We start from the raw sequence: 26,895 nt of genomic DNA, 5'->3' as shown, positions 1-26,895 counted from the left end.
CCCAGCTCAGATGTCCAGAAGTGCGTCCGCCCGCAGTCAATTAAGCGCCGGTGCTGTTCCCCACAAAACAGTTCAAGCAGATTGTGTGGCGCATGTGTCGCGGGCTAGCACTGCCAGCGCCCACATGTGCAACACAGCCGCAATCCCAGCCTCCCCCCTCGCCATGACTGCCGGTTGCACAGTCACCGGCAGCACCCCCCAACAGGGTGGAACACCTCAACGAACCACCGGCACCTGCCCACACCCCAATTGCCGGCAATCCCCACCGGCATTGGCTAACTACCACCTGCGTCCCACCCCCCGCGCCGGTGTTACCCCCTCCCCTCACTCCTCTCACACCTCAACACCAAAAAACCTGATTTCTTAAAGAAACCTGGTTTTTATAGCGGTTCAAAATATGAAACCTCTGTTTGTAGCCAGAAACCGGGTTTCGCCGAAGTTCCCCGGTTTCTACCCTTTCACAAATCAAATAGAAACGCTCCCGCCACCAACCTGTTATATTATGCCACGTTAATTAACCGCAATCCAATTTAGCCCGCGCAGGCGGGCTTTGTCTGTATAGCGGCAGGTTTCAACCTGCCGTATTCTCTTTAATCCCCAAAGAAAATTGGAATCACACCTCCGGTTCAATCCCAGCAGCTCTTAACTGCGCCGCCAATCGTTCCGCTCGCTGTTCCGCCAACTCCTTTTGCTCTCGTTCCAACTCCTTCAGCTCATACAGGTCCAGATAATCAAGAAACTGTTCCCCATTGGGAGTGTAGAGCTCCAACCCCTCCTTACCCAACTCAAACCGCACCCCCAAACGCGGACTCACCCACCCCGCCATTGGGTCAATCACCTCTAACACTCCCTCCGTGCGCAGCCACCCTCTCAACTCCCTATCCTTTGGGTCATACAGGTAATATTCCTCCACTCCGTAGCGACTGTAAAATGCGAATTTCTTATCCATCTTTATCTGGATGTCGCTTTCCGAGCGCACCTCAAACACCACTTGCGGCGCTATATTCTCCTCTAGCCACTGTCCGTAATACTTCCTGTCTCCCTTGGGTCTGCCAAACACCACCATCACATCGGGCGCTTGGCAGATATTCGGGTTTCCCTCCACCGGATACCAGAGCAAATCTCCCGCGACAAACACATTCTCGATGTCTTTGAACAGGGCGTCACAACCGCCTTTAATCGTGGTTATCCACTGGTACTGTATTGTGCTATCCGCCATCGGCTGACCGTCACTTGAAGGATAAATATTTTGTTCAGTAGTTACTTGCATGGAACTCACCAAAATTTGCCTCTACTGAAAACACTACTAGAGTCTGGCTGCCCTCTTGGCCCGCGCCATAGAGCGGAACAGCAGAATCTTCCTATAAGATACCCTAAAAAAGTAAACTTGACTGAGAGCGAACTTCCCTCTGCCTCTCTTCTATCCCCTCTAGGCGTCTTGGCGTCTAAGGCGGTTCATTCCCCCCCACTCACCCAAAAACTCGTGACCAATCAATCCCCTTCCCCGCAAGTTCGAGACATCGGAGAGCAAGGACTCCTCAAACTCTTGCAGCAATTCTGTCCCCCAGAAATCGTGGGGGATGACGCTGCAATTATTGACATCCAACCGGCACAATCTTTAGTCGTCACAACTGATATGCTGGTAGATGGCGTGCATTTTAGCGACCGCACTACCTCCCCAGAAGATGCCGGCTGGCGCGCCGCCGCCGCCAACTTGTCCGACTTAGCGGCAATGGGAGCCTCCCCCCTGGCGATCACCGTCGGTTTGGGCGTCACCGGCAGCACTCCTGTGAGCTGGGTGCAGCGCCTCTACCAGGGAATCACCGGCTGCCTCCAGCAGTACAATACTGCTATCGTCGGCGGCGATGTCGTCCGCTCGCCGGTCAACACCCTCTCTATCACTGCTTTTGGCCAAGCCGATCCGAAACGCACCATCCGCCGCTCAGCCGCCCAACCGGGAGACGCTATTATCGTCACCGGCTCCCACGGAGCCTCCCGCGCCGGTTTGGAATTGCTCCTCCACCCAGAACTCGGCCAAAACCTCACTCAAGTGGAGCGAGAGGCCCTCATTCAAGCTCACCAGCGCCCCAAACCCCGGCTTGACAGTTTGCCTTTTTTGTGGTATGCCACCGGCGACTCCCCACGAGTGGCCGGCATGGACAGCAGCGATGGCCTAGCAGACGCCATCCTGCAAATCTGCCAAGCCAGCGGAGTGGGAGCCAGAATTGAGCGCAGCAAAATTCCCGTACCGCCCGCACTCAGCCGCCTGGTATCCGCAGAGCGCGCGCTGGAGTGGGCTATGTACGGGGGAGAAGACTTTGAACTGGTGCTGTGCTTGCCGGTGGGAGCCGCCGAGAGATTTATAATGAAACTCGGTGCCGGTGCGGCGATAGTGGGGAGGACCACAACAGAAGCTGGTGTCTGGCTAGCAGACAGCACACGCAAAAATCCCGACGAGCAACTGACGCTCAGCCGGGGCTTTCAGCATTTTTGAAAGTATTGTCTCGTTCCCGGGCGGTAGGGGCGAACAGCCATTCATCTGTGTCAAGTCCCGCTCTTCTCTTAAGTCCGCGCAGGCGGACTTGGTTTGTGTAGCCGCGATTTCAATCGCCGGGAGCTTAAGTGTATAGCCGCGATTTCAATCGCCCGGATCTTAACTTGACACCAATCACAGCCGGTGCGCCCCTACTGGGAACGAAGGCACTGTTATTTAGGCCACTTCTGAGCCACCAGTTCAGCCAGATCAACAACCCGCTGGCTGTAGCCCCACTCGTTGTCGTACCAAGAGACAACCTTAACCATGTCGCCATCCATCACCATCGTCAGGCTGGCGTCCACGATTGATGAGGCATCGTGACCGCGATAGTCACAGGAAACCAGCTCCAGATCGCTGTATTCCAGAATGCCTTTCATTGGGCCTTCAGCAGCGTGCTGCAGGGCTTGATTGACCTCCTCAACGAAGGTCTTTTTCTCGACCTGAGCCACAAAGTCCACGACCGACACGTTGGGGGTGGGCACCCGCATGGCAATACCATTGAGTTTGCCCTTCATTTCAGGGATTACCAGAGCCACCGCTTTGGCAGCGCCGGTGGAGGTGGGCACAATATTCATCGCCGCAGCCCGCGCCCGCCGGACATCCCGGTGGCTGGCGTCCAGCAGCCGCTGGTCGCCGGTGTAGCTGTGGGTGGTGGTCATCGTGCCTTTGATAATCCCGAAGTTTTCGTGGATCACCTTAACCACCGGTGCCAGACAGTTAGTCGTGCAGCTGGCGTTGCTCAGGACGCTGTGCTTGTCGTGTTCGTAGTCTTTATCGTTGACGCCCATGACGTAGGTGCCGATGTCGGAACCCTTGCCGGGAGCCGTGATCAGCACCTTTTTCGCCCCTGCTTGCATATGCTTAGATGCGCCGGGAGTGTCAACAAACACGCCGGTGGCTTCAATGATCAAGTCAATTCCCCATTCCGCCCAGGGCAAGTTTAAGGGGTTGCGATCCGAAACGCATTTGACTGTATGGCCGTTGACGGTGATGGAATTGTCATCAGCCTTGATGTCCACATCCTTCAACGTCCCCAGCATCGTGTCATACTTCAGCAAGTGAGCGTTGGTTTTTGGATCGGAAGTGTCGTTGATACCAACGAGATCGAGTTGGCTGTTAGTTCTGCCAAGCCAGCAGCGCATGAAGTTACGTCCAATGCGCCCAAAACCGTTGATCGCGACTCTTATCACTGCGTCTTGCCCTCTGTGTAATTAAACAAATACCCGGTAATCCCCACATCATATCGCGAAGGGTGTACAATCTTTCCCCCCGATCTCAGGTAAAATTTCCCCGATCCCCATTTCCCCAATCCCGGCTGTCAGTCCCTCAAACTGCTTCCTCCACGACGTCGGCCCTGGCCCAACCGGCAGCACCGGCCCCCCCCCACAAGGCCCGAGTCTGGGCCTGCCGGCCATTCCCAGCCGCCTTAAATTTTACAAATTTTATATTTATTTTATATTCTCTTGCGGCTTCCATCCGTTAAAATTCTTGCCAGCATCATCTTCAGGGGTTTTGGCCACTTGGCAAAACATGAAAAGCAATTAACCGGATTTGAGAGAGAGCCGCCGAGAGTTCCTGGACGCCGGTGCCATCATGGTGAAGTTGACAGCGCATCTGCGCCAGCTGTTCGTGTGGGGGGGCCTGTGGGCCGCTACCGCCGAGAGCGCGTGGGGTGCCGGTGGCCCAGGACAGGGCCGGTGCGATGGGTCGTGCGGAGAGCGCTGGACATTGCACCGGCTCTCCTGGGGCACCCAAGAGTGCCGGTGTGGCGAACATTCGCCCCGAGGTTGGCCTTAAACCTTGGGGCGATGGCAAAAGTGGCAGCGGGGGCTGTGGCCAACCCAGATTGGCCTCGCCCCAGCCAGCGGATTCCAGCCAGCTTCCGCCACAAGCCGGCTCAAATGGCCATTTGAGGCGCGCCAAAACCGTCCGGGGAAGGAGACATAGCCGCAGCGCTGCGACCTGACATGAAATCCGCTTAATTAATTTTAATACAATCTGGCGTCCCTCTCGCCCGGCAGAGGAAAATCGGGAGCCTGACCAGTATAATGGCGAGCGGGCAGCCAGCAGGCCAAGCGGGGGCCCCGATCTCGCCTGGGGGGATAAGGAAATTAAGCAAGCGTAAAAAAATTAATTTTGCCGGCAGGCAACTGAAAGATTCAACGCCGGGGAAAGCCAGAAGGCTTTCGTCGCGAGTGCGGCGGTTCCCGTGGCGCATTAAATTGTTAGCCTGAAAGCTCAAGTCAGGCTGGATTGTTGGACAGTCGTGTCAGTCGCCGTTAAGATGGGTGTCGAGACAGCTCAAAGGCTAAGTCGCGGCAGCCAGCGGAACCCGCAGTTTGTCAGGAAAAGGCTGGAGGAGCCATGTATTTAGAACCTAAAGATATACAGAGTCGCAGGATAGATAAATAATAATCAAAGAATCGCAGTTTCCAGCGCAGTCGCCTGTCTGGATCGGCCCAAACAGCCTAGGGGAAATTACGCAAATTTTCTTGAGGGCTGTATCGCAAAAAAGAAATTCTTGATATGATATCGCGTGTCATTGGCGTGGTGTGGTGTGTAAGGAGCTAAATATGCCGACATCTGTGGATTTCAGCGGCAGGCCATTCCATTTCATCGGAATTGGCGGAATTGGAATGTCAGCCCTCGCCTATATTCTGGCTAAGCGTCAGCTGCCTGTGTATGGCTCGGATCTTCGCTCCAGCCACATTACTCAGCGGTTGCAGCAAATCGGCGCTCATATCTTTTGGCGTCAGGACGCAAGCAATTTAAAAGCATTTCAGCCGGCAGGGGAGGCCGAGGGAGAAGTCTTGGCCGCAGTGGCCGCCCGTCAGGGGGAACTGGCCGGTGAGACAGCTGAAACTTTGAGGCACTCAGGCCGGTGCGGCGGCGCAAAACCAGCACAGGCATACTCGCCGCAGGTAATCTGCTCAACAGCCATCAATCCGGCTAACTCCGAGTATCGAGCCGCCCTGGAGTTGGGATGCCCAATTTTTCACCGGTCCGATTTGCTGGCCGCCCTGATTCAGAATTATCAGAGCGTCGCCGTCGCCGGCACCCACGGTAAAACCACCACCAGCAGCATGATTGGGTATCTGCTGCTCCATGCCGGCCTCGACCCAACGGTAGTCGTGGGAGGAGAGGTGAGTGCCTGGGAAGGAAATGCCCGTCTCGGAGAAGGGCCCTATCTGGTGGCAGAGGCGGATGAGTCGGATGGATCTCTCGTCAAGCTCGCCGCCCTGATCGGCGTTGTGACGAACATCGAGCACGATCACCCAGACCACTACTCTTCCCTGGAGCAGGTGATCTCCACCTTCCAGGTGTTCGCCCAAAACTGTGAGACGGTGGTGGGCTCCATCGACTGCCCCACCGTCCGCGACCGCCTCAAACCGGCAATTAGCTACAGCCTCGATCCAAATTCGGGCGCTGACTACACCGCAGATTGCGTGGCATACCGGTCTGACGGCACCACGGCTAGGATTTGGGAGCGCGGAGAAATTCTCGGCCAGCTGAACTTGCAGGTGCTCGGCCAGCACAACCTCAGCAACGCCCTGGCTGCAGTGGCAGTCGGTCGAAAGCTCGGCTTAGACTTTTCCGCGATCGCTCAGGGGCTGCACACCTTCGAGGGGGCTCGCCGCCGCTTTGAGCATCGGGGCGAGTGCAGCGGCATCCTGTTTGTGGATGACTACGCCCACCACCCCAGCGAAATCCGCGCCACCCTGGCAGCGGCTCGCCTGCACGCCAGAGGGCAGGGGTTAACTGCCGGGCGGCGAGTTGTGGCGATCTTTCAACCCCACCGCTACAGCCGCACCCTGGCATTTTTGCATGAATTCGCCGAGTCTTTTGACGATGCCGACATCGTTGCGATCACAGATATTTACAGCGCCGGTGAGCCCGACTTGGGCCAAGTCAGCGGCCAGCTAGTTGCAGATTTGATTGCTTCTGTCCACCCCCAGGTGCACTATCAACCTTCCCTCAAGTCAGTCTCTGCATTCCTGACTGAAACGCTGCTTCCGGGTGACATCGCCCTGTTTCTGGGAGCGGGCAACTTGAATCAGGTAATTCCAGAGGTAATGGCCTTTTATCAAACCGCTGAGCGGCACATAGCTGGGGAAAACCGATATCCGGCCTAACCGAAAGGCGCAGGCTGCAAGTCCGCTAAGACAACCTGAACCAAATCTCTTTGACCAACTTTTAAAGTAGGTCTATAAGAATTCAAGCATTGGGATTATCATGACTCTCTCCTACGATCCTGCTGTTGCCCTCAACGCTTCTGGTGCGCTCGCCACTCCGGAGGCCAATTTTTTGAAACAAGAGACGCTGAAACGCTCTCCAATTTCCCTGCCCGGAACGGATTGCCAGATCAAGTACGGGGTGCCTTTGGCGACTTTAACGTCCTATCGCGTGGGCGGGCCGGCTGAGTGGTATCTCGCTCCCCGCCGCTTGGAAGATTTGCAAGCGGGTTTCTACTGGGGGCTCTCTGAAGGGCTGCCAGTGACGGTTTTAGGTGCCGGCTCCAATTTGCTCGTCAGCGATCGGGGGCTCCCCGGGCTGACGATCTGCACTCGCTACCTGCGCCACACCCACTTCGATGCCGAAACCGGCACGGTGACGGTGGCTGCCGGCGAACCTCTCGTCCGCCTCGCTTGGCAAGCTGCTGAGCGCGGCTGGCAAGGGCTGGAGTGGGCGGTTGGCATTCCCGGCACCGTTGGCGGCGCTGTGGTGATGAATGCCGGTGCCCACCACAGCTGCGCTGCAGATATCTTGGTGAACACCCACGTCCTCAATCCTGACGGCAGGGTTGAAATTCTCACCCCTCCAGACCTGGGCTACCGCTACCGCACCTCGGTGCTGCAAGGCGGCAATCGCCTGGTCACCCAGGCGACGTTCCAGCTGCGCCCCGGCGCTGATCCCGCTAAGGTGATGGCGGAAACGGAACACCATCTCAAGCAGCGGCAGAACTCCCAACCCTATCACTTGCCCAGCTGTGGCAGTGTCTTCCGCAATCCCACTCCCCACAAAGCCGGCTGGTTAATTGAACACACCGGCCTGAAGGGCTACCAGATAGGCGGTGCCCAAGTCGCCCAGCGCCACGCTAATTTTATTGTCAACTGTGGTGGGGCGAAAGCCAGCGACATCTTCCAGCTGATCCGCTACGTTCAGGAGCAGGTGGAAAAGCAGTGGTCTCTGCTTTTAGAACCAGAAGTTAAGATCATCGGAGAATTTCAACCGATTTAACCATCTCGCGCCATTCGCGCCGTGACTCGCAGCTGAGCTGGCTGACAGTGCCGGCGGCTGCGCCGGTGCGGCGGGGGACCATTTCTGTCAAGAGTGAAAAGTTAGCGCCGTTTGTGGCGGTCACTTTTCACTCTTGGCTTTTTCGGTGACATTTCGCCTGTCCTTCTCCTAGGGGCAGTCGCAATTGATAAGATGGTTATCTGTAGCACCCGTCGGTCGCCCGCACCTCGCTCTCTGGTAAAATCGCAGGGAGTCCGCGCTGGCGTGCCAGTTCACGCTGCCCCCACCCATGCGCCGGTGAGAACGAGCTGGTCGCTCACACTCGACCGGTCTATCAGCCCGCTGCAAGCGCCCAGCGCTTAGATGAGAGTCTGTCAAAAACAAGCCTAATCGATACAGAGTCAAGGAATTATGACAAAAGGACAGGGATTTGGCTTCGGTCTGGGGAAAATGAAAGAGCTGACCGAAGCTTTTAAGAAAGCCCAGCAGGTACAAGAAGGAGCGAAAAAGCTCCAGGAAGAACTCGACCAAATGGAAATCGAGGGACAAGCCGGTGGCGGTTTGGTCAAGATTTACCTGAGTGGGAACCAAGAACCCCGTGGGGTGGAAGTTTCACCAGATGCGCTGGGAGAAGGAGCGGACGTGGTTTCTGAACTCGTCTTGGCGGCGATGAAAGATGCCTACAACAAATCCACCGCCACGATGCGGGAGCGCATGGAAGAACTCACAGGGGGACTCAACCTCCCGGGTCTGTAATTTCCTTTCACAAAGTGGCTGGGCTCCCTAGCGGTTGAACACCGGCACGCTTGCTGGATAATTTGCCTGGCGGCAGTTGACAAAGCCTCCATTTTGTGATAAGGGCAAGTCAGCCGCCGGCTTCTCTTATTTTCGGGGAGAGTGGGAAAACCCCGCGCGGCGAGAAAGCCGGTTTCTTTAAGAAACCGGCTTTCTTAACGTTTATAGGACAAATTAGTTGCAGAATTTAACCTTGGTTTCTTTCTATCTTAAGATAGAAGACAGTCCGCTACGAGACAGCCCGAGGCGGTGTTTGTCGCCTCGCTGACAGGAATTGTGCGGACTTTCTACTGTACAAAGCGCAAGAATCCCTGATGCCCTACAAGCTCCTGTTTGTTTGCCTCGGCAATATTTGCCGCTCACCGGCAGCTGAGAATATCATGAATCACTTGATTGAGCAAGCTAATCTCAGCGACCGGATTGTCTGCGACTCCGCCGGCACCGGCGGCTATCACATTGGCCGCCCCCCCGACCGGCGCATGGTCGCCGCCGCCATTGCGCGGGGAATGACCTTCACCGGTGAAGCTCGCCAGTTCCAAAAATCAGATTTTGAGAAATTTGATTTAATTCTGGCGATGGATCGGGAGAATTACCGGGATATTCTTTACCTTGACCCCGCCGGCAAATATCGCGACAAAGTGCGCATGATGTGCGACTTTTGCACGCACCATGACCTCCAGGAAGTCCCCGACCCCTACTATGGCGGGCCAGAGGGATTTAATCAAGTCATCGATTTGCTTTTTGATGCCTGTGACGGCTTGCTGCAGGAAGTTGTGGGCAATCAGCTTTCAGATGTTAGCAGTAAGGGGGGAAAATAAAACATACATTAGTCCGCTCGATCATCTGCCGGCAGAGCCGGCGAGTTATCGTTCTCAGCTTCAGGCTGGTAACAAGGGAAAAACAGGTTTGTTAAAGTTTCCTGATTTATGGCCACAAACCTGTTAGGCGCAATCAGATCCGCACACATCTCATTAGTGAGGAGTTATCCATCATGCGTAAACTATACAAGCAAACTTTTCTGGCACTAGCCGCTGGAATTGGTTTAGGGTTTGCTGCTATCACAGCGAGTTTTAATCTAGCGGCGCAGGCACCGGCAACAGCGAAGACTCAAAAGATATCTGATTCCTCCCAGCTGTTCGCACAAACCACGCGAACAATTAACAAAGATGAGATTTTAGCCGCTCACAATAAATACCGGCAAGAAGTGGGCGTGCCCGCACTAAAATGGTCTGACACTGTGGCAACTGCGGCTCAGAAGTGGGCAGAACAACTGGCTTCAACAGGTCAATTTAAACACAGTGGATCTGCCTCTTATGGAGAAAACCTCTGGATGGGGACTGCCGGAGCTTTTTCTTTCACGCAGATGGTAGAGAGTTGGGGCAACGAAAAGAAATTTTTCGTCGCCGGCACTTTTCCAAATGTCTCCAGTAGTGGGAATTGGCAAGATGTCGGTCACTACACCCAAGTCATTTGGCGCAATACCACAGAAGTGGGGTGCGCTTTGGCTACTGGCGGCGGGAACGACTACTTAGTTTGTCAGTACAATCCCAAGGGAAATTATATCGGGCAAAAAGTTTATTGACTTGACCCCAACCGGTGATGCCAGTTCGTAAAAAAGTAGGGAACCGCTCTCTGGGAGTGCGGCCCCCTACAATGTTTGCAGTGAGGTTAAGGAACCCGATTTTTTTAATAAACCGGCGTTCTAGAGATAAATTCCGCCTTCATCTGCGTCTCCCCTTCTGCGGTTTAAAAATCAACCGGAACTGCCGGTGGGTAAGGTTTTAGCATCGGGACTGAAGGCGACTGAACGCACGCAACCGGCGTGTCCCTCAAGGGTCAAAATTTGCTGGCCCTCCGCAACTCGCCACAGGTGGATTTCTCCTTTAGCGCCACCGGCAGCTAAAAATTCTCCATCGGAGCTGTGTCAGTAAAACGCACCGGCAGTTAGGGTAAACTGTTAGATGAGACAATTCACAGCCGGTTCAGTCTGGATTCAGCAGGCTGAGCAGGGATAAAATATTGCCGGCGGTATAGCCGGGTGTTTGCGGATATTTGCTGCCCCACTCTGAGAGAAGTTGATTCAGGTGAGCTTTTACATTGCTTTTGCCCCCAAAAAGATTGAGCAGTCTGTCCTTGACCGGCTGCAGGATGAGGCGGGTCTGAATGTCCCTCAAGCGGTCTTTTGCCTGAGGTTGTAGCAGATCGTGGCTGTTGAAAAGGGCAAGCTTTTCGGTTTTTATCTCTTTACAAATTTGGGATCTTAATCTGGCGCTCGCATATTCCCTGACAAACGGGTGTAGCGTGAAGATCGCGTTACTTCTTGTTTCTATCAGCGATTTCCTTTTCAGGGATTTCAGAGTTTCTAGTAACTCGTGTTTTGAAGCGGGGGATACAAGAGCCTCTTTTAAGGCTGCGAAAGAAATCGGTTCGCGGTTTATCGCTAGCCAGTAGAGCGCTTCTTGTTCCGCATCTGTCAGGCGATTGAATTGCCGGTCTAGAAGTTGAGCAATATCAGAAAAAAGAAAACACCCTGATTTTAAATATTTGACAAGTTCGGAAATGCTGCCGCCAAATACCTCGCGAGTGGCGGAAGCAACAAGTTTTAAGGCTAGCGGATTTCCGGCGTAGTGTTGAATTACTTCTTTCCATTCATCGGGTGTCCCAGCGAAGGCTCCCTTGGTTTGAAAAATTGAGCGTCCTTCTTCCTCGTTCAAACCAGTCAGCTGCAGTGAGCGAACGGGTAGGGTTTCTCCTTCCAGCAGTGCCAGCTCTTGAGGCTTCTCGCGACTGGTGAGTGCCAAGCAACTGCGGTGGGATGTTTCTCCGACTCGTTTGATTAATTCTCCATATCCGTCATAGCCTTTGAGATACTGTCCTGCGCTTGCACCGGCTTGCATGATGGACTCGGCACTGTCGAGTACGAGCAAGCAGCGGTGCCGGCGCAAGCAATCAATCAGTCGCGTGATTCTCTGACTTGTGCTTTCGGGCAAACCGGCATCCGTCTCGTGCCGGTTGGACAGCAATTGCAGCAGAGTGGCGAGCGTGTCGCTGACGGGAGGGGCATCTTGGAGACTGCGCCAGATGACAAATTCAAATTCGTGCTGGAGCTGTTGTGCCAGTTTGACGGACAGAGAGGTTTTGCCGGTGCCGCCCATCCCCAAAAGGGCCACCAGCCGGCAGCCGTCATCCACGATCCATTTTTTCAGCGTGGCGAGTTCCCAGGTGCGCCCTATATATAAGGAGACGTCTATCGCCTCTCCCCAGTCTTGGCGCGGTGCCGGTGCGGGGGAGGCGAGCCGAGAGTCTCCCGCCGGCGGGTGTGGGGGGGCGGCGATTTGGGAAGGCGGCTTTTCCCCCCGAGCGCCCGGAATGGTGTCCCCCTCGACGACTTCAAGCCAGTTCAGCCCCAAAACCTGGCAGAAAGCTTGGAAATTGGTGGGTTTGATGGGTTTGCCGGTGAGGAACCGCTTCCAAGTCCCAATGGACACGGCTCCTGCAACGATGTTTTTCCCGCTTCTGACTGGCGGCAGGAACTTGCCTGCTTCCAGCAGCCACTGTTCGTTATTGACAGCCCACCCGGTTTCCTGGGTGATTCGCTCTCTGGCTTGCTTGATCCTTGTCAGTCCTGGAGTAGATGCTTTGAGAGTTCTCCCTATTACCATTTACTGAATTTATTGTCAATAGTTTTTTTGGGATGATGTGTGGATCATTTTACACTGGAACGAAGTGATCCGGAAATGTACTGGGTGAACTGCCGGTGTTTTGAGGGAGACGGGGCGGGAAACGCAGAATTGTGCCACGCCCGAGAATTTCCAGCACGGGAGGCAGAACTGGGCAAAAAGCCCGGAAATTCGCAGGTTTGAGGCGTTGGCGAGTGTGGAACTCTCTGCTTGTGCCGGTGGCTCTGTGGGTTGTCTCACCCCCCGCTGTCTCAGGGGTTAGGATTTTAGGGTTTAAAATTATACTTTTTGATAAAAGCTGTGTCAAGAACAAATCTGGATCATTTGATTCTGGCAAAGTGATCCGGAAATGTGCTTGATATTTAGGGCGGAAGCTTTAATGATTATTAGGGGAAAGAAATCAGGGGAGAGAAAATCATCATCTCCCCGAACAGGAGACTTAACTCAGGTTTGTTCGCGGACATCTGGATGTCGGGACTAGCAGGACAAGCCTTCTCCCCTTCGGCACAAGTTGTTTGCAACAGGATAAACACAAGTCCGCTCTATTTTCTCTCTATAAATCAAGGCTCATCTGTCAGGAAATGTTAGACACCAACGCTCTATTCGACGAAAGCTTTTATCTCGCCCAGAACCAGGACGTGGCGCAGGCAGTTTCCTCTGGCGGTTTCAGCAGTGGGTTGGAACACTTTCAAGAGTACGGTAAATTTGAGAAGCGGGACCCCAGCGCCCTGTTTGACACGACGTTTTATCTGGAATTTTACTCAGATGTCGCTACAGCAGTCGAAAAAGGGCAAGTTACAGCCATCGACCACTTCGTAAACAACGGTCAATTTGAAAAGCGCGACACGATGGCAGAATTCTATACCGATGATTATATCGCCAATAACCCTGATGTCGCCGCAGCCGTGCAAGCGAGCGCGGGTCAAAAAGATCCCCTCACCGGCATGGAACACTTCGTCAAATACGGTCAATATGAAAACCGCAACTTTGGCCCTGACTTCGATACCGGCTATTATATGCAGCAGAACCCAGATGTGGCTAAAGCGGTCAGCCCGGGGGGATTGAGCGCTATTAAACACTACCGTCAATTTGGTATAGAGGAGGGCCGGCAGAGCGAACCGCCACCTCCGGAAATCAGCCTGAGCGCAGCGGAGAGCCTGGGAACCCTTGGCTCCGCAACCCGAAGTGGCTTCGTGGGCAATGCTAGCACCGAGAAGATATACAGCTTCACCCTGAATACAGCCAGCACCGTCACTTTGAGCCTCAACGGTTTGAGTGCGGATGCCGATCTGGCGCTCATAGAAGACTCCAATAGCAATGGCGTGGTAGATGAATATGAGCCATTGGATGCCTCAAGCGCTGAAGGTGCGGCTCCCGAAGAAATTAGCAGCCTGTTGTCCCCAGGCACCTATTATGTTCTGGTTGAGCAGTTCGAGGGCGATACCAACTATAACCTCAGCCTGTCAGCTACGCCTTTCACGCCACCGGCAGATACTGCCGGCAATACCCTGAACACAGCCACGGATCTGGGCACCCTCAGTAGCAGCAAGACCTTGAATGAGTTCGTGGGAGACGCAGATGAACAAGACGTCTACCACTTCACTCTCTCTGAGAGTAGGAACCTCAGCGTCAACCTGCAAGACTTGAGCGCCGATGCCGACTTGAAACTGATTCAGGACACAAACGGCAATGGCGTTGCCGACGAGAATGAGGAGATCGAGTCTTCCGCATCGCCGGGTAACGCTGCAGAAGCGATTGCGACAAACGCTTTGCCCGCTGGCACTTACTTTATCGCAGTTAATAAGGGCGACGGCGATACCACCTACAATCTTAGCCTATCGGTGAGCGCCCCAACACCCCCACCGTCCCCACCGGCTCGAACTCCCGACTCTGCTTTGACAGCGGCGAAAGTTGAAAATTCAGCAAAATTCTCGGAAACCGGACAGGTCAGTGCTAGCAAATCTGACAGCTACTACAGCTTTACAGTGGGTGAGTCTGGTATCTTCACCGCTGACCTGACGGGTTTGACCGGCGATGCTGACGTGCGGCTGATCCGGGATTTCAACGGGAACGGTCAAGTCGATCCAGTAGCAGACCGCAACGGCAATGGCTTTATCGATGATGATGAAATAGAGGTAGTCGCTTGGCAGTGGGAGCGAGGCACCGGCAACGAGTCAATTCGCGCCTTCCTCCAGCCGTCAACTAGTTATTTTCTGCAAGTTAAGAGCTTCAACCAACAAACAGCCAACTACACGGTGAGCACGGATTTCACGCCGGCGGCTAGCGATCTTCGGAAATTTTCTATTGACCTCAACTTCGGCGAGGGAACGCAAGACCTTACTGAAACCGAGCGCAATACCATACGCCAAGCTGCCCACAGGATCGAACAACTGATTTCCTACAGCACTTTTGAGGGCCCGCACACGATAAGAATTGATGCTACTGCTAAAAATCAGGATGCAAATGTGCTGGCTTCAGCGGGGCCGAGACAGGTTTCTGTTGACTTGAATCGCCGCGAGATGGCTATTGTTGGTGAGGCTTCTCTCAACAGCAATCCTCAAAGTGACACCCGTGCCAATCAGAGATTCTTGTATGACACGATGATTCATGAGTTCGCGCACGTTCTGGGTATTGGTACTCTCTGGGAGGATCGGAACTTGATTGCTGACTCGAAAAAGGGACTTTACAAGCAAGATTCCTACGCTGGCACTTACTATGGAGAACTTCTGGGTACGTTCTCAGAAACTCCTGTGGAGCTAACTGTTGGCGAAGGTGAAGGTTCTGACTTGGGTCACTGGCGCAAGATCCCAGACTTTGACATCGAAATAATGGTTGAATCGGGTAGTAAGGACGAGAAGCAACTCACCAGCCAATTGACGGTTGCCACTTTAAGGGATATCGGTTTTAACGTTAACTACGGCGCTGCACAAGAGTATAGCCTGCCGTCTCAGAACTCGCAGCTCGTCGCTCGGCAAAATGGAAGTTCCCAAAGTGCGTAAGAAGACGAGTTTTAACGCCGGCGTCCTCAGTAGGGCAGGCATCTCGCCCGCTCTCCTCTATAACAATAGCGGGCCAGGACGCCGGCGCAAAGACAAGAACGGGATGTTCGCAGTGTAAATTAGCCATTTGAGGGGCGATTTTACCCCTGGAAGGTCTGGGAGTTGCCCCTCGATTGCTAGTGCTGCTCTTGACTGTGCCAAGTTTGCAGCGCCAGTCGGTGCACCTACCACCAGCTAAGGTTGTGCGGCCTCGCCAATTGCTCGCAATATTAAGACTAAGGACGCACATTTAGGCTATAATTATTCGGCTTCTACTTAACAAAGATTGCCAGCACATTTCCAGGTCAACCGCACCCCCATATCAACCCCCGTAAAAAATCGGGTTTCTCCCATCAGAAACCCGATCTCTCACCCTAACTCGCCGAAACCCTCAAACTCGCCGGCTCAGCAAGATTTCCCTGCAACACCACACCGCGCCGGTTCGCCGCCAGATGGCGCACAATCTTGTAAATCGACTCTACCCGATCGGGAACACCGGCACGCTCCGCCAGCGCCTCCAAAGTCATCGGCGCACCCTCCGCTTTCAGCACCTGCAAAACACGCTTCTGCAAATCCAAAATCGCAGCCGCCGCCTTTTTCCCCGCTTCCACACCCGGCTGGTGATAAGCGTTAATATTCACCAAAGAAGCGTAAAACCCAACCGCTCGCTCGTACAGCGCAATTAACGCCCCAACCGTCCCCGGATTGACTTGCCCAACTGTCACCGTAATCGAATCGCGCAGATTTTCAAACAGCGCCTCTCGCGTTCCCTGCAAGAAACCCGACAGGTAATCCCCCGAGGTAATCCCACCGGCTTCCACCTCCGGAGATGGCCCATTCCTGTCCTCCAAAACCTCAATAAAGGTGGCGAAGAAATTCGGCACCCCCTCCCGCAACTGCTGCACGTAGGCGTGCTGGTCCGTCGAACCCTTATTCCCGTAAACCGCAATCCCCTGGCAGACAGTATTCCCCTCCAAATCTTTCTCTTTCCCCAGAGATTCCATCACCAGTTGCTGCAAATACCGGCTGAACAGCAGCAGGGAGTCTTTATAAGGCAGCACCACCATGTCCTTTTCGCCGCGCCCATTGCCGGCATAATACCAGCTCAGCGCCAGCAGAGCGGCTGGATTGCGTTTAATCTCCGCCACCCGAGTCGCCACGTCCATTTCCTTCGCACCGGCAAGCATCTCGCCAATGCCAATTCCCTGCAAAGCTGCCGGTAGCAGCCCCACCGCAGACATTTCCGAGGTGCGCCCCCCCACCCAGTCGTGCATGGGGAACGTCTCCAGCCAGCCCTCTGACTTAGCGAGTTTGTCCAAACCGCTGTCGTGTCCGGTAATCGCCACCGCATGCTGGGCGAAGTTCAGGTTGTGAAGCGAGTAAGCGTGCTGAACCTCAACCATGCCGTTGCGGGTGTCAGGCGTTCCCCCAGATTTGGAAATCACGATTACCAGTGTACTCTTCAGCCGGTCTTTCAGCTGGGAGAGCGTGCTGTCAATGCCGGCGGGGTCCGTATTGTCGATGAAGTGAATCCCCATCAGCGGTAAATCTGGCGCGAGCGCCGCCGCCACAAATTCCGGTCCGAGGGCAGAACCGCCAATCCCGATAGAGAGGACATCGGTAAATTTGGGGGCGTAGGGGGGGTGGATCGCGCCGGTGTGGACTTTTTCGGCAAAGGCTTCCACCTGCTCCAGGGTTTCCACAATCTCCTGCTTGAGTGCCGGTGATGGCGCTAAATCTGGATCGCGCAGCCAGTAGTGGCCAACCATGCGGTTCTCGTCCGGGTTGGCAATCGCCCCCGCCTCCAGAGCCGCCATATCTTTAAACGCCTTCTCAAACTTGGGCTTCAAAGCTCCCACAAAAGCGTCATCGAATCTCATGCGGCTGACATCCAGGTAAAATCCCAGCCCCTCATGGTAGTAGAGCCAGTCCTGATATCGTTGCCAGAGAGCAGCAGCATCCATAACAAGCCTCAACTTATAGTTTTTTCACCAATCACAAGTCTACCGAGAGCAGTTTATCGGACTGGATAGCTGGCTGCGCCAGAATCCGCAGAATTTTAACAATGTCACCCCTCTGACGGGATTCCTCCGCCAGGGCATGGGGCACCGGGCATGGGGCATTGGGCATGGGGCATTGGCAATTTCCAGAGCCACCGCGCTCCCCCGGCAGTTATCGCCGGCACTCGGGTCGCACCGGCAGTCTTTTCGATCGCGAATTATCCGTAAGTTATATAATTAGACTAGCCCTATCTTACTCTGCATAAAGCTTTTAACGCCAAAAAATACATAAAATATGTTTGAAGACTTAGCCAAAAGTCTCTCCGGCCCAAAACTCAGGTTACGACGTAGGACAGGCGTTCCCTCCGCTCCCTATCTCTACTAACAAGTGAGATACCTTGTACTAAACAGACTGTCTACTGCTATAGCACAAGCCACATTGGTTAGGACATTAGATCCTGAGGCCCGGCGAACGCCGTACCTACGCCTATACTTCGCAGGACGTAGGACAGGCGTCTCGCCTGTCCTAATGTCCTAAACTTCCTGTCCATTGCTATATAACCCAACGCCAGACCGCCTAGCGCTGGGGCGGTACAGCCGGCACCGGCACCTCCCCGCCCTCAATGGGACTGACAATCACCGGCACCTTGATTGTCTCCGGCTGGAAAATCGCTTCCAGTGCCAGTTCCAGGGTTTCTGCCATAGCAATGCGGTTTTCATAGGCAACAATCACCCTCACCAGCGTTGGCAAGCTATTTTGCGTCGCTTCCAGATACAGGGGCTCCACATAGAGCAGCGACTGTTCAATCGGAATCACCAGCAGATTCCCCTGAATAGCACTCGAACCCTGCCGGTTCCACAGAGAAATCTGCTGGGAGATAATTGGGTCTTGGTTAATGCGGGCCTCAATTTGTTCGGGCCCGTAGACCAGCCGCTGCTTGGGAAACTGGTACAGCAGCAGCTTCCCGTAGTTTTCTCCGTCCGACCGGCCCGCCAGCCAAGCGATAAGATTGTTCCGCTTTGTGGGCGTAAAGGGGTGGAGCAGGATGAATTCTTCTGACTTGGCGGTGGGCAGTTTTATAATCAAATAGTACGGCTCCACCGGTCGGATTTCGCTGCCGTAGATTTCGGTGGGGACCTGCCACTGGTCGTCCCGATTGTAAAACACCTGCGGGTCGGTCATGTGGTAAGTCAGCAACCGCTCCGACTGAATGTCGAACAAATCCAGCGGATAGCGGATGTGAGTGCGCAGAGTCACCGGCATGTCGCGCAGCGGTTTGAACAAATGGGGGAAAATGGCATTCCAGCTGGCAATAATCGGGTCAGAGGGGTCAGCCACGTAGAAAGCAACACTGCCACTGTAGGCGTCAATCGCGACTTTAACAGAGTTGCGGATGTAGTTAAATCCCTCTTTAGCCGGATCTGAATACGGGTAGCGATCGCTGGTGGTGTAGGCGTCAACAATCCAGTAGAGGTTGCTGTTCTCCCCCGGTGCCGGTGCCGCCTTGGATATCTTGGCCCGAGCGACGACTAGGTAGGGGTCGCTGTCGTAGCGCAGGAACGGCGCGATGGCCCGCACCCGCTCGTTAATATTGCGGCGGAATAGCACCTTCGTCTCGGGAGTGAAATTGCTGGTGAACACCATCTGCCAGTCATTGAGGTACTTGGCAAACAGCCCCCGCCGCCACCAGCTGCCAACCGGCACCCCGCCGGTGCCGTCGTAGGTGTTGTAGACATTTTCCTCCCCACTGGGATAGTCCAGCTCCCTCACCCTAGTGGGTGCCATCACATAAGTGTCGGTGATTTCGCCGTAGTAAATCCGGGGGTGGTCAATGGGAATGCTGTCCCGAATCCGCTCGCTGGAGGTGCGCAGCGTCTGCGCTCCCTCCCCAATATCCTTGACAAAATAGTCTGGCAGCCCCCCTGGCCCAACCGTATTCACCGGGCTCATGGTAAAACCGTAGCCGTGGGTGTAGACCAGGTGTTTGTTAACCCAGGTCTTAGCCTCCTGAGGCACTGCGCTGTAGTCTAGCTCCCGCCCCGCCAGGATCACCTGCTGCTTTTCAGTTGCCGGCACAGGTTGGGGGGAAATTCTCTCCGGAACCGCTGAGCCCCCTGTGTTCCGCTCCGGCTGGCGGGAGGTCTGCCTGGGTTTTCTTTGCTCTTTCTTCAGGGTGTAGCGGTCAATGTCGGCGCTGGGGAACTTGTAGTAAAGCCGGATTTGCTGCAGCTGGCGATTGGTTTCCAGCAGCGGGCGAGCGTCCCACAGGCGGATGTTGCGGATCGTCTCGCTATTGCGCCGCAAGTCAGCTAAGGTGAGGGAGCCTTCTGGCTCGAAGGTTCTTTCTTCGATATTGTGCAAATCAAAAGCTTCTTTGGTGAAGGCGATACTGCGCTCAATGTAGGGTCGCTCCCGCACCAGCTCGTTGGGCTGCACCGCCAGTCTCTGCACCGCGACCGGTAACACTCCGCCCGCCACTGCTGCGATCGCCACATAGGCTGTCAAGCCATAAACCAGTTGCGGTGGGTAGGGGCAATTTCCTATCGGGCCACCGGCACGGTTGCCCTGACTTCCTTTTCTTTTCCTTATTTCTTCCGGATTTGGCAGCCGGCACTGGGTGGGAGTCCAGAAAATCGTCCGCCACAGCAACCACCCGCCGAGGAAAACTGCCAGGAGACTCAGCACTGTATAAGCCGGCAGCTGCACCGTGACATCGGTGTAACTCGCGCCGTATGTCACCCCACGCGGGGAGTACAGCAACTCATAGCGGCGCAGCCAGTAGGAAAGCGCCACCCCCAGCATCACCAATCCGCCCAACCCGTGCAAGTGACGCTGCTGTTCCTGGGAAAAGCCGGGAAAACTGCCCTGAGAGATGGAATCGCCGGAAAGCAGGTAAATCAGGGATACCGCCAGCAGCGCGTACAAAAACAGTCCGAAAAGCCAAAATTCCAGCAGTTCCCCGATGGGCAGAGCAAAGACGTACCGGCTGATATCCAGGTGAAATAGGGGGTCAGTGCTCTGAAAGGCGATCGGGTGGGAATATTGCAACACTTTGGCCCAGTGTGCCGAGAGAACCATACCAAACCCCAAGCTCTGAGCTACCGCAATCGCGCTCAAGACAAACTGGGGTTTAATCAGCAAGGCGACTGCCAGTGCCAGCAGCACCCCCAGCTGCCAAGACTGGGAGCGCAGGTGGCGGACAATTGGGACGACAGACTCAGGCCGGAACGGCGAGGGTAAGGGGGGAGAGACATTCTGGTTGCTCAGATCCTGATGCCAGTATGTGACCGCCTCTTGGCCATAGTGGAGGAGCACCAGCACAAGCAACAGTTCTAGCCCCAGCACCAAGGGCAGCAGCAAGCGCCACCCCATGACTTCTCGTGGCGGAAAGCCCCCACCGGCACGGGGGATGTCTTGAGGGTTTGGGTGCTTGAGCTTTTGCGCCAGCGCCAAATTTCCCAGGAGAAAGCCGCCAGTGATTGCAAACCCGGCTGCCCACAATCCGCCCTGAGTTTGTATTCGCAATAAAAAAACTTCAAAATAGCCGACTTCTTGAAACCACAAACTTTCCGCCACCAGGTGAGCGACTAAATCGAATCCCAGCCACAGCCCCAGTAGCAGTGCAGCCCACCGCAATTGCCGGTTCCAAGACTTTGCCTGCATACAAATTTTATATTATACACTGCAGCTCAGAGAGATGTCAACTGTCAAGTTCGCAGTTGGGCTTTAGCCCAAAAGTTCGCCGTTGGGCTTCAGCCCAAAGGTTTGTAGTTGGGCTTCAGCCCAAAAGTTCGTAGTTGGGCTTTAGCCCAAAAGTTCGTAATTGGGCTTTAGCCCAAAGGTTAGTAGTTGGGCTTCAGCCCAAAGGTTAGTAGTTGGGCTTCAGCCCAAAAGTTCGCAGTTGGGCTTTAGCCCAAAAGTTTGTAGTTGGGCTTTAGCCCACTCACGAAAATAACTGACAGCTGACAGATCCAAATCGGAGCTACGCCCCCACCAGCTCAGCTGTATTGCTCGCTGGAAACAGCTTCCGAATCGAGGTTAAACAGCAGGCGCAGGGTTTCCATAGCGCGGCGTCTGGCCTCGATGTCCTGCTGGGCCCGCAGTTGCACCATTGGGTCGTGCAGGATTTTATTGACAATCCCCCGCGTCAGAGCTTCAATCACCTCTTGGTGACGTTCAGCGAATTCAGATCCGAGACGGGAGAGGGCCTTTTCCAGCTCTTGCTCGCGGATGGTTTCGATTTTGTCCCGCAGACTGTTGATCGTGGGGACAGTTTCTAGAGAGCGCCACCAGACATCAAACGCTTCCACCTCTTCTTCGAGCAGCCCTTCTGCTTCCATTGCCATAGCCCGCCGGCTTTCTTGGTTTTGAGCCACAACTGCTTTGAGATCGTCCACATTAAAGGCGCGAACGTTGGGCAGCCCTTTGACATCTGCCGCCACGTTGCGCGGAACGGAAATGTCGATCAGCATCAAAGGCTGGTTGGGGTCTAAGAAGGCTTCTAGTTTAGCGCGGTCGAGCAGGGGTTCTGTAGCTGCCGTGCCGGTAAACACGATGTCGGTTTCGGCAATCGCCGGCATCATTTCCGGCAGGGGCACATAGCGCAGGCCGGCCTCCGGGAACTGGGCGGTCAATTCCTGAACTCGCCGCGCTGAGCGATTGACAATCGAGATCTGGGTGGCTCCTTTGGAGAGCAGGTGCTGTACCAGGAGGCGGGACATTTTGCCGGCACCGACAATCGTCACCCGAGAGCCGGCCAAATTCTGCACTTTCAGCTGGGCGAGCTCCACCGCTGCGGAGCTGATAGAAACCGCGCCGGTGCCGATATTGGTTTCGGTGCGGACTCGCTTGCCGGCGGTGATCGCCTGCTTGAGGAGCCGGTTGAGAATCCGCCCGACGCCATTGTGCTGCTGGCCCAGTTTGTGGGTGTTTTTCACCTGAGCCAAAATTTGACCCTCTCCGAGCACCAAACTGTCCAGACCGGCAGCCACTCGCATCAAGTGCATTACCGCATCTTGGTGCAGCAAGATGAACAAATGCTGGCGCAAGTGGTGTCCTGGAAGTTTGCTGTGGTCAGACAGAAACTGCGTTACTTCCCGCACGCCTTGCTCCGTCTCACTGGTTACCAGATAAATCTCTAAGCGGTTGCAAGTGCTGAGGATGGCCACTTCTTCGATGTGCGGGTACGCTTTCAGGGCAGCGCTCGCTGTTTCTATCTGCTGTTCTGGAATGCTGAGTTTTTCCCGAATTTCAACGGAGGCTGTCTTGTGGCTAAGACCTACAACCGCAATATTCATATTACCCTTTGCTAATTTCTCAAAACCTAATTGCTAATTGACTCCTGCAGAGTGGGGGCTGGGGACTGGGGGCTGGGCAAAGAGTCTTGCGATCTCTCGCCCCAGCAGCCCACAGCCCTTCATAGCGCGAGAGCGCCTCTTACCTCAATTGCAGAGACTTTGGCTGCTCGAACAAGTGGATCGTGTCAACAAAGCGCGCGGTTTTTGACTGAGTGGAAATTACCAGCGACTGAGTCCGCGCCCCGCCGTGGAAGTAGCGGACGCCTTCCATCAGGGTGCCGGGGGTAATCCCGGAAGCGGCAAACAGCACCGTGTCGCCAGAGGCTAGCTCTTCAGCGCTGTAAACCTTGTCGGGGTCGGTAATGTTCATTTCCTTCAGGCGAGCCAGGTTGCTCTCCTTGCTTTCGCCAATCAGGCCAGTTTGCACGATTTCTGGATCGTAGATCAGCTGGCCTTGGAAGTGTCCCCCCAGGCAGCGCATGGCTGCCGCTGAGATCACTCCTTCTGGGGCAGCGCCAATCCCCATCAGCGCGTGGATGTTGGTGCCGGAGAAAGCGCAACAGATCGCCGCTGACACGTCACCGTCGCTGATCAGGCGCACCCGCGCCCCAGCTTCTCGGATTTCCTTGATCAGTTCTTTGTGACGGGGGCGGTCCATGACCACCACCACCAGTTCCTCAATGGAGCGATTCATGCACTCCGAGAGGATTTTCAGGTTTTCGGTGGCTGACTTGCGGATATCGACATGGTTTTTGGCCACGGGCGGGGCGGCCAGTTTCTTCATGTAGAAGTCAGGTGCGGCAAACAGCCCGCCTTTTTCGGAAATGGCCAGCACCGCCATCGAACCGTTTTGACCGTAGGCGACCAGGTTGGTGCCTTCGCAGGGGTCAACCGCAATGTCGATCTCCACCAGTTCGTCCGGATTGCAGTAGTCTTTGGCGTCGGCGCGGGTGCAGATGCCTACTTCTTCGCCGATATAGAGCATCGGCGCTTCATCCCGCTCCCCTTCTCCAATCACGATGCGTCCGCGCATGTGAATTTTGTTCATCCGCTCCCGCATCGCTTCCACCGCTACGTGGTCAGCTGTGTTTTTGTCGCCTTTGCCCATCCACCGGGCCGACGCGATCGCGGCCTGCTCCACTACCTCAATGATTTCTAGCCCAAGGGTACTTTCTAACAAGACTGTCCTCCCAACTGCTGATTTGGCGTCATTTTATGACCTACCTCAAGTGTTAAAGTCTATCAGAGGGAGGACACTCTCGAAAGAAGAGTCTTTATTCCTATTGTGTTAAGTTTTGCTGCGCGGGATCGCCCCCCCTGCCGGCCCGCCACTGCGGGCTGCCCAACTCCCCGCCCTCTGGCCACACAAAGCCTCAAATCTGCTGCCGCCAGCCGCCACCGGCTCGCGATTGTGCAACTCCCTTACCACATTTTTTGAGAGATGTCAAGGAAGTCGCCCAGAAATGTTTTTCCTGTATGGGCTTTCCCGTCAGCCCTCTCTGCCTTTTGGGCGCAGCAAAAAAATGAAAATCTTTCTCCCCCCCCATCTCAAGCGCCCCCTCACACCCTGCCGGCCTGTTGCAGCCCTGTGGCAACGCTTGCAAAACTGCTCAATCCAACTGATAACTTACCGATTCTGGATTGCCGGCAGTCTTTCTATCTGATGTTTTTCCCAGACACTATTAAGTGCATAATAAATTATACCCGATGATCCGCCGGCTGTCAATAGCACCGTCAGGCAACAGGCCACGGCGCGTTCAGGGGGGCCCAACGCTCAAGCGGGAGCAGTCTGCCGGTTCCCTTGCGGGCAAGCTCAAAACCTCCCCGGGCCCCTAAAGGGCGCACTGAACAAGGGCAGCGCGGGCTCTGTGCCTGACGGGAAAAGGCCGGACGCTAAGATATCAAGGCGGATGGGGCATGGCAGATGGGGCATGGCGGATGGGGCGTGGCGCAGGGCGCATGGCGCAGGGGGCATGGGAAAGATTTTCAGCAGTGCCCAGCGTGCCCGATGTCCGATGCCCGATGCCCAGTGCCCGATGCCCAATTCTCAAGCAGATGGGTGCATCTCACCTTTGTAGAGATGGGCTGACACTTCCTGAGTGAAGTTGGAATGCCCGCCGGCTCGCCGACCCAGTATAGTTGTGAGAGACTCCCGACTAGAGGTGCCACCCGATGCTATATAAACTTCCCAAGCTACAGCCAGAAATTATAAAGACAAAATTTAAAATTATAAAGAAGGGACTTTTAATTTTAAATTATTCATGTTTAATGTTTAATGGCAGTGGCGGAACGGCGGCGCAGGCGGCTGAAAGCAGTGTAGCGCCAGCGTCACCAACATCTGAAATTCCCAAGCCGGCAGAGGGCAGGGGCAGCCCCCCGTGGCTGCCCCTCACCTTGCAGCCCGAAGCACAAACGCCTGAAAAAAGTTTTACGCAGTCCGGCGGGCCGGCAATCGTGCGGGCGGCTGACAGCAGCGGAGCTACAGAGGCGGACCCCTCTGAAATTCCCCAGCCGGCAGAGGGCAGGGGCAGCCCCCCGTGGCAGCCCCCCACCTTGCAGCCCCCCACCTTGCAGTCCGAAGCGCAAACGCCTGAAAAACGTTTAATTTTTAAGATATCCGGAGGGCCGGCCATAGCGCAGGCCGTTGACCCATCTCGCATTCCCAGGCCGGTTGAGCCGCTGCCGCCACCGCCCCTGCCCGAACCGCTTTCCCCTCCAAAGCTGCCGCCCCCAGAAGAACTGCTACAGCCTCCTGCCGGTGCCCCAGCGCCTCAACCCTCTGAACAGCTTCCGGAAGGCGTTCCTGGCACCATCCGTGTGGAGCGATTCGAGTTCGAGGGCAATACCGCATTCAGCGATGAAGAGCTCAGGGAGGTACTCAAACCCTTCACCGGCACGTCTGTGACATTTGCCCAACTGCTGGAAGCCCGCTCTCTTATTACCAAGAAATACACCGACGCGGGGTACATTACCTCGGGTGCCCTGATCCCACCCCAAACCCTGAACGCAGGTGTTGTGACCATTCAGGTGGTGGAAGGGGAAGTGGAAGTGATCAACATCACCGGCAGCGAGAATCTTGACCCTAACTACGTGCGCAGCCGCGTAGCCCTCGGTGCCGGCAAGCCGCTCAATGTTAACCGGCTGCTAGAAACCCTGCAACTGCTGCAACTCAACCCCCTGATCGAAACCATCTCCGCTGAACTGTCTGCCGGTTCCCGTGCCGGCAGCAGTTTGCTAGAGGTCACCATCACCGAGGCCCAGTCTTTCGACCTGCAACTCACTCTCGATAATGGCCGCTCTCCCAGCGTTGGCACGTTTCGCCGCCAGCTCAGCTTGAGCGAGGGCAATTTGACGGGGCGAGGAGATAGCCTCAGTTTGACCTACACCAACACCGAGGGCAGCAACGCCATCGAGGGCAGCTACACTTTGCCTTTCAACGCCCGCAACGGCACCGTCAGCGTTTTCATCAGCCGCACAGACAGCAATATCATTGAGCCTCCCTTCGAGCCGGTGGATATCGAAGCCACCTCCCGCAACTACGAACTCACCGTGCGCCAGCCGGTGGTTCAGAGCCCCCGGCAAGAAATCTCCCTCGGACTGACCGCGACTCGCCGAGAAAGCGACACCACCCTGCTGGGTGTCCCGTTTCGCCTTTCGCCCGGAGCCAGCGAAGAGGGGAAAACCAGGCTGAACGCACTCAGGTTTTTCCAAGAATACACCCAGCGCAGCGCGAATCAAGTCTTCGCCGCCCGCTCCCAGTTTAGTGTGGGCGTGGGGTGGAGGGCGACGGTCAACGACGACCCTCCCGACAGCCGCTTTTTCTCCTGGCGCGGACAGATGCAGTGGGTGCGCCTGCTGGCTCCGGACACCGTACTCGTGCTGCGTTCCGACGCGCAAATCTCTGACCGGGCCATGTTGCCGATCGAGCAGTTTGGGTTAGGTGGCCTTGAAAGTGTCCGGGGCTACCGGCAGGACGCCCTGCTGACCGACAGTGGCATTTTTGGCTCCGCAGAAGTCCGGGTTCCCATTTACCGTTTGCCCGACCGGCAGGGTGTTTTGCTCTTGACGCCGTTTATCGATGCCGGCACCGTTTGGAACAGTTCCGGCAATCAGGCACCTGACGATAGCACCCTGCTGTCTGTCGGTCTGGGTTTGCGCTTCCAGCTCGGAGACCGGCTCACCGCCCGCTTGGAATACGGCATCCCTTTAATTGATATTAAATCCTCGGACAGGACCTGGCAAGAACAGGGGATTTATTTTTCCATTGTGGGCAGCTTCTTCTGAAGAATTCTCCCTGAAATATTAAAAGT

At 55.3% G+C, this 26,895-nt stretch carries 20 protein-coding genes; 11 read left to right on the top strand and 9 right to left on the bottom strand.

From position 1 onward, the window contains the following. Positions 1 to 10 precede the first annotated feature (10 nt). Positions 11 to 367 (top strand): hypothetical protein, encoded by a 357-nt coding sequence (locus tag OSC10802_RS50225; RefSeq protein WP_155968018.1) that lies wholly within the window; start codon positions 11 to 13, stop codon positions 365 to 367. Between the two features lie 246 nt (positions 368 to 613). Here the strand turns inward: OSC10802_RS50225 and OSC10802_RS0117820 are convergent, their stop codons facing one another. Then, positions 614 to 1,270, bottom strand: coding sequence for a Uma2 family endonuclease (locus OSC10802_RS0117820; protein WP_017718127.1), 657 nt, complete (start codon positions 1,268 to 1,270; stop codon positions 614 to 616). Between the two features lie 213 nt (positions 1,271 to 1,483). Between OSC10802_RS0117820 and thiL the strand changes: the two genes are divergently transcribed. Further along, positions 1,484 to 2,494 carry a thiamine-phosphate kinase gene (gene thiL, locus OSC10802_RS0117815; RefSeq protein WP_017718126.1) on the top strand — a complete coding sequence of 337 codons (1,011 nt, stop codon included), beginning with the start codon at positions 1,484 to 1,486 and terminating at the stop codon, positions 2,492 to 2,494. Positions 2,495 to 2,706: 212 nt separating this feature from the next. On the opposite strand, the gene OSC10802_RS0117810 is transcribed toward thiL, so the two are convergent. Further along, a complete protein-coding gene (locus tag OSC10802_RS0117810; RefSeq protein ID WP_026098586.1) occupies positions 2,707 to 3,726 on the bottom strand; it encodes a type I glyceraldehyde-3-phosphate dehydrogenase in 1,020 nt (339 codons plus the stop codon). 361 nt (positions 3,727 to 4,087) lie between these two features. Here OSC10802_RS0117810 and OSC10802_RS50220 point away from each other — a divergent pair, with 361 nt between their 5' ends. From OSC10802_RS50220 to murB, 3 genes are all read left to right on the top strand, one after another. After that, positions 4,088 to 4,333, top strand: coding sequence for a hypothetical protein (locus OSC10802_RS50220; RefSeq protein WP_155968015.1), 246 nt, complete (start codon positions 4,088 to 4,090; stop codon positions 4,331 to 4,333). A 776-nt stretch (positions 4,334 to 5,109) separates the two neighbouring features. Beyond that, complete coding sequence (gene murC / locus OSC10802_RS0117790; protein ID WP_026098585.1) at positions 5,110 to 6,669, top strand: UDP-N-acetylmuramate--L-alanine ligase; 1,560 nt, start codon at positions 5,110 to 5,112, stop codon at positions 6,667 to 6,669. 100 nt (positions 6,670 to 6,769) lie between these two features. Continuing rightward, on the top strand, positions 6,770 to 7,774 hold the full coding sequence (gene murB / locus OSC10802_RS0117785; RefSeq protein WP_017718120.1) for a UDP-N-acetylmuramate dehydrogenase: 1,005 nt from the start codon (positions 6,770 to 6,772) through the stop codon (positions 7,772 to 7,774). Here murB and OSC10802_RS50215 read toward each other — a convergent pair. Next, entirely contained in the window at positions 7,749 to 7,898 is a 150-nt protein-coding gene (locus OSC10802_RS50215) for a hypothetical protein (protein WP_155968012.1), read from the bottom strand. The two genes, murB and OSC10802_RS50215, sit on opposite strands and share 26 nt — an antisense overlap. A gap of 68 nt (positions 7,899 to 7,966) precedes the next feature. Here OSC10802_RS50215 and OSC10802_RS50210 point away from each other — a divergent pair, with 68 nt between their 5' ends. From OSC10802_RS50210 to OSC10802_RS40710, 4 genes are all read left to right on the top strand, one after another. Then, complete coding sequence (locus OSC10802_RS50210) at positions 7,967 to 8,137, top strand: hypothetical protein (protein WP_155968009.1); 171 nt, start codon at positions 7,967 to 7,969, stop codon at positions 8,135 to 8,137. A gap of 48 nt (positions 8,138 to 8,185) precedes the next feature. After that, entirely contained in the window at positions 8,186 to 8,530 is a 345-nt protein-coding gene (locus OSC10802_RS0117780; RefSeq protein ID WP_017718119.1) for a YbaB/EbfC family nucleoid-associated protein, read from the top strand. A 353-nt stretch (positions 8,531 to 8,883) separates the two neighbouring features. After that, a complete protein-coding gene (locus OSC10802_RS0117775; RefSeq protein WP_017718118.1) occupies positions 8,884 to 9,387 on the top strand; it encodes a low molecular weight protein-tyrosine-phosphatase in 504 nt (167 codons plus the stop codon). Between the two features lie 173 nt (positions 9,388 to 9,560). Continuing rightward, a complete protein-coding gene (locus tag OSC10802_RS40710; RefSeq protein ID WP_017718116.1) occupies positions 9,561 to 10,151 on the top strand; it encodes a CAP domain-containing protein in 591 nt (196 codons plus the stop codon). A 171-nt stretch (positions 10,152 to 10,322) separates the two neighbouring features. Here OSC10802_RS40710 and OSC10802_RS56545 read toward each other — a convergent pair whose 3' ends face one another. Beyond that, entirely contained in the window at positions 10,323 to 10,409 is an 87-nt protein-coding gene (locus tag OSC10802_RS56545; protein WP_369797121.1) for a hypothetical protein, read from the bottom strand. 142 nt (positions 10,410 to 10,551) lie between these two features. Continuing rightward, the gene (locus OSC10802_RS0117765; RefSeq protein ID WP_017718115.1) at positions 10,552 to 12,231 is read right to left on the bottom strand and encodes an NB-ARC domain-containing protein; all 1,680 of its coding nucleotides are present in this window, start codon (positions 12,229 to 12,231) and stop codon (positions 10,552 to 10,554) included. 599 nt (positions 12,232 to 12,830) lie between these two features. On the opposite strand from OSC10802_RS0117765, the gene OSC10802_RS44525 reads away from it, so the two are divergent. Continuing rightward, positions 12,831 to 15,248, top strand: a complete 2,418-nt coding sequence (locus OSC10802_RS44525) for a pre-peptidase C-terminal domain-containing protein (RefSeq protein WP_017718112.1) — start codon at positions 12,831 to 12,833, stop codon at positions 15,246 to 15,248. 413 nt (positions 15,249 to 15,661) lie between these two features. Here the strand turns inward: OSC10802_RS44525 and OSC10802_RS0117745 are convergent, their stop codons facing one another. The 4 genes from OSC10802_RS0117745 to glpX all read right to left on the bottom strand — a co-directional run bounded on the left by OSC10802_RS0117745 (position 15,662) and on the right by glpX (position 23,765). Next, on the bottom strand, positions 15,662 to 17,251 hold the full coding sequence (locus OSC10802_RS0117745; RefSeq protein WP_017718111.1) for a glucose-6-phosphate isomerase: 1,590 nt from the start codon (positions 17,249 to 17,251) through the stop codon (positions 15,662 to 15,664). Positions 17,252 to 17,864: 613 nt separating this feature from the next. Next, positions 17,865 to 20,951 (bottom strand): UPF0182 family protein, encoded by a 3,087-nt coding sequence (locus tag OSC10802_RS0117735; RefSeq protein ID WP_017718109.1) that lies wholly within the window; start codon positions 20,949 to 20,951, stop codon positions 17,865 to 17,867. Positions 20,952 to 21,286: 335 nt separating this feature from the next. Then, positions 21,287 to 22,585 (bottom strand): glutamyl-tRNA reductase, encoded by a 1,299-nt coding sequence (locus OSC10802_RS0117730; protein ID WP_017718108.1) that lies wholly within the window; start codon positions 22,583 to 22,585, stop codon positions 21,287 to 21,289. Between the two features lie 139 nt (positions 22,586 to 22,724). Beyond that, positions 22,725 to 23,765 (bottom strand): class II fructose-bisphosphatase, encoded by a 1,041-nt coding sequence (gene glpX / locus OSC10802_RS0117725; RefSeq protein ID WP_017718107.1) that lies wholly within the window; start codon positions 23,763 to 23,765, stop codon positions 22,725 to 22,727. A 1,088-nt stretch (positions 23,766 to 24,853) separates the two neighbouring features. Between glpX and OSC10802_RS0117710 the strand changes: the two genes are divergently transcribed. Beyond that, the gene (locus OSC10802_RS0117710; protein ID WP_017718104.1) at positions 24,854 to 26,869 is read left to right on the top strand and encodes a ShlB/FhaC/HecB family hemolysin secretion/activation protein; all 2,016 of its coding nucleotides are present in this window, start codon (positions 24,854 to 24,856) and stop codon (positions 26,867 to 26,869) included. Positions 26,870 to 26,895: the final 26 nt, after the last annotated feature.

This window comes from Kamptonema formosum PCC 10802, assembly GCF_000332335.1.
GTDB lineage: Bacteria > Cyanobacteriota > Cyanobacteriia > Cyanobacteriales > Oscillatoriaceae > Oscillatoria.
The sequence above is the reverse complement of the archived record's forward strand: the minus strand, read 5'-3'. Positions and strand labels throughout refer to the sequence as shown.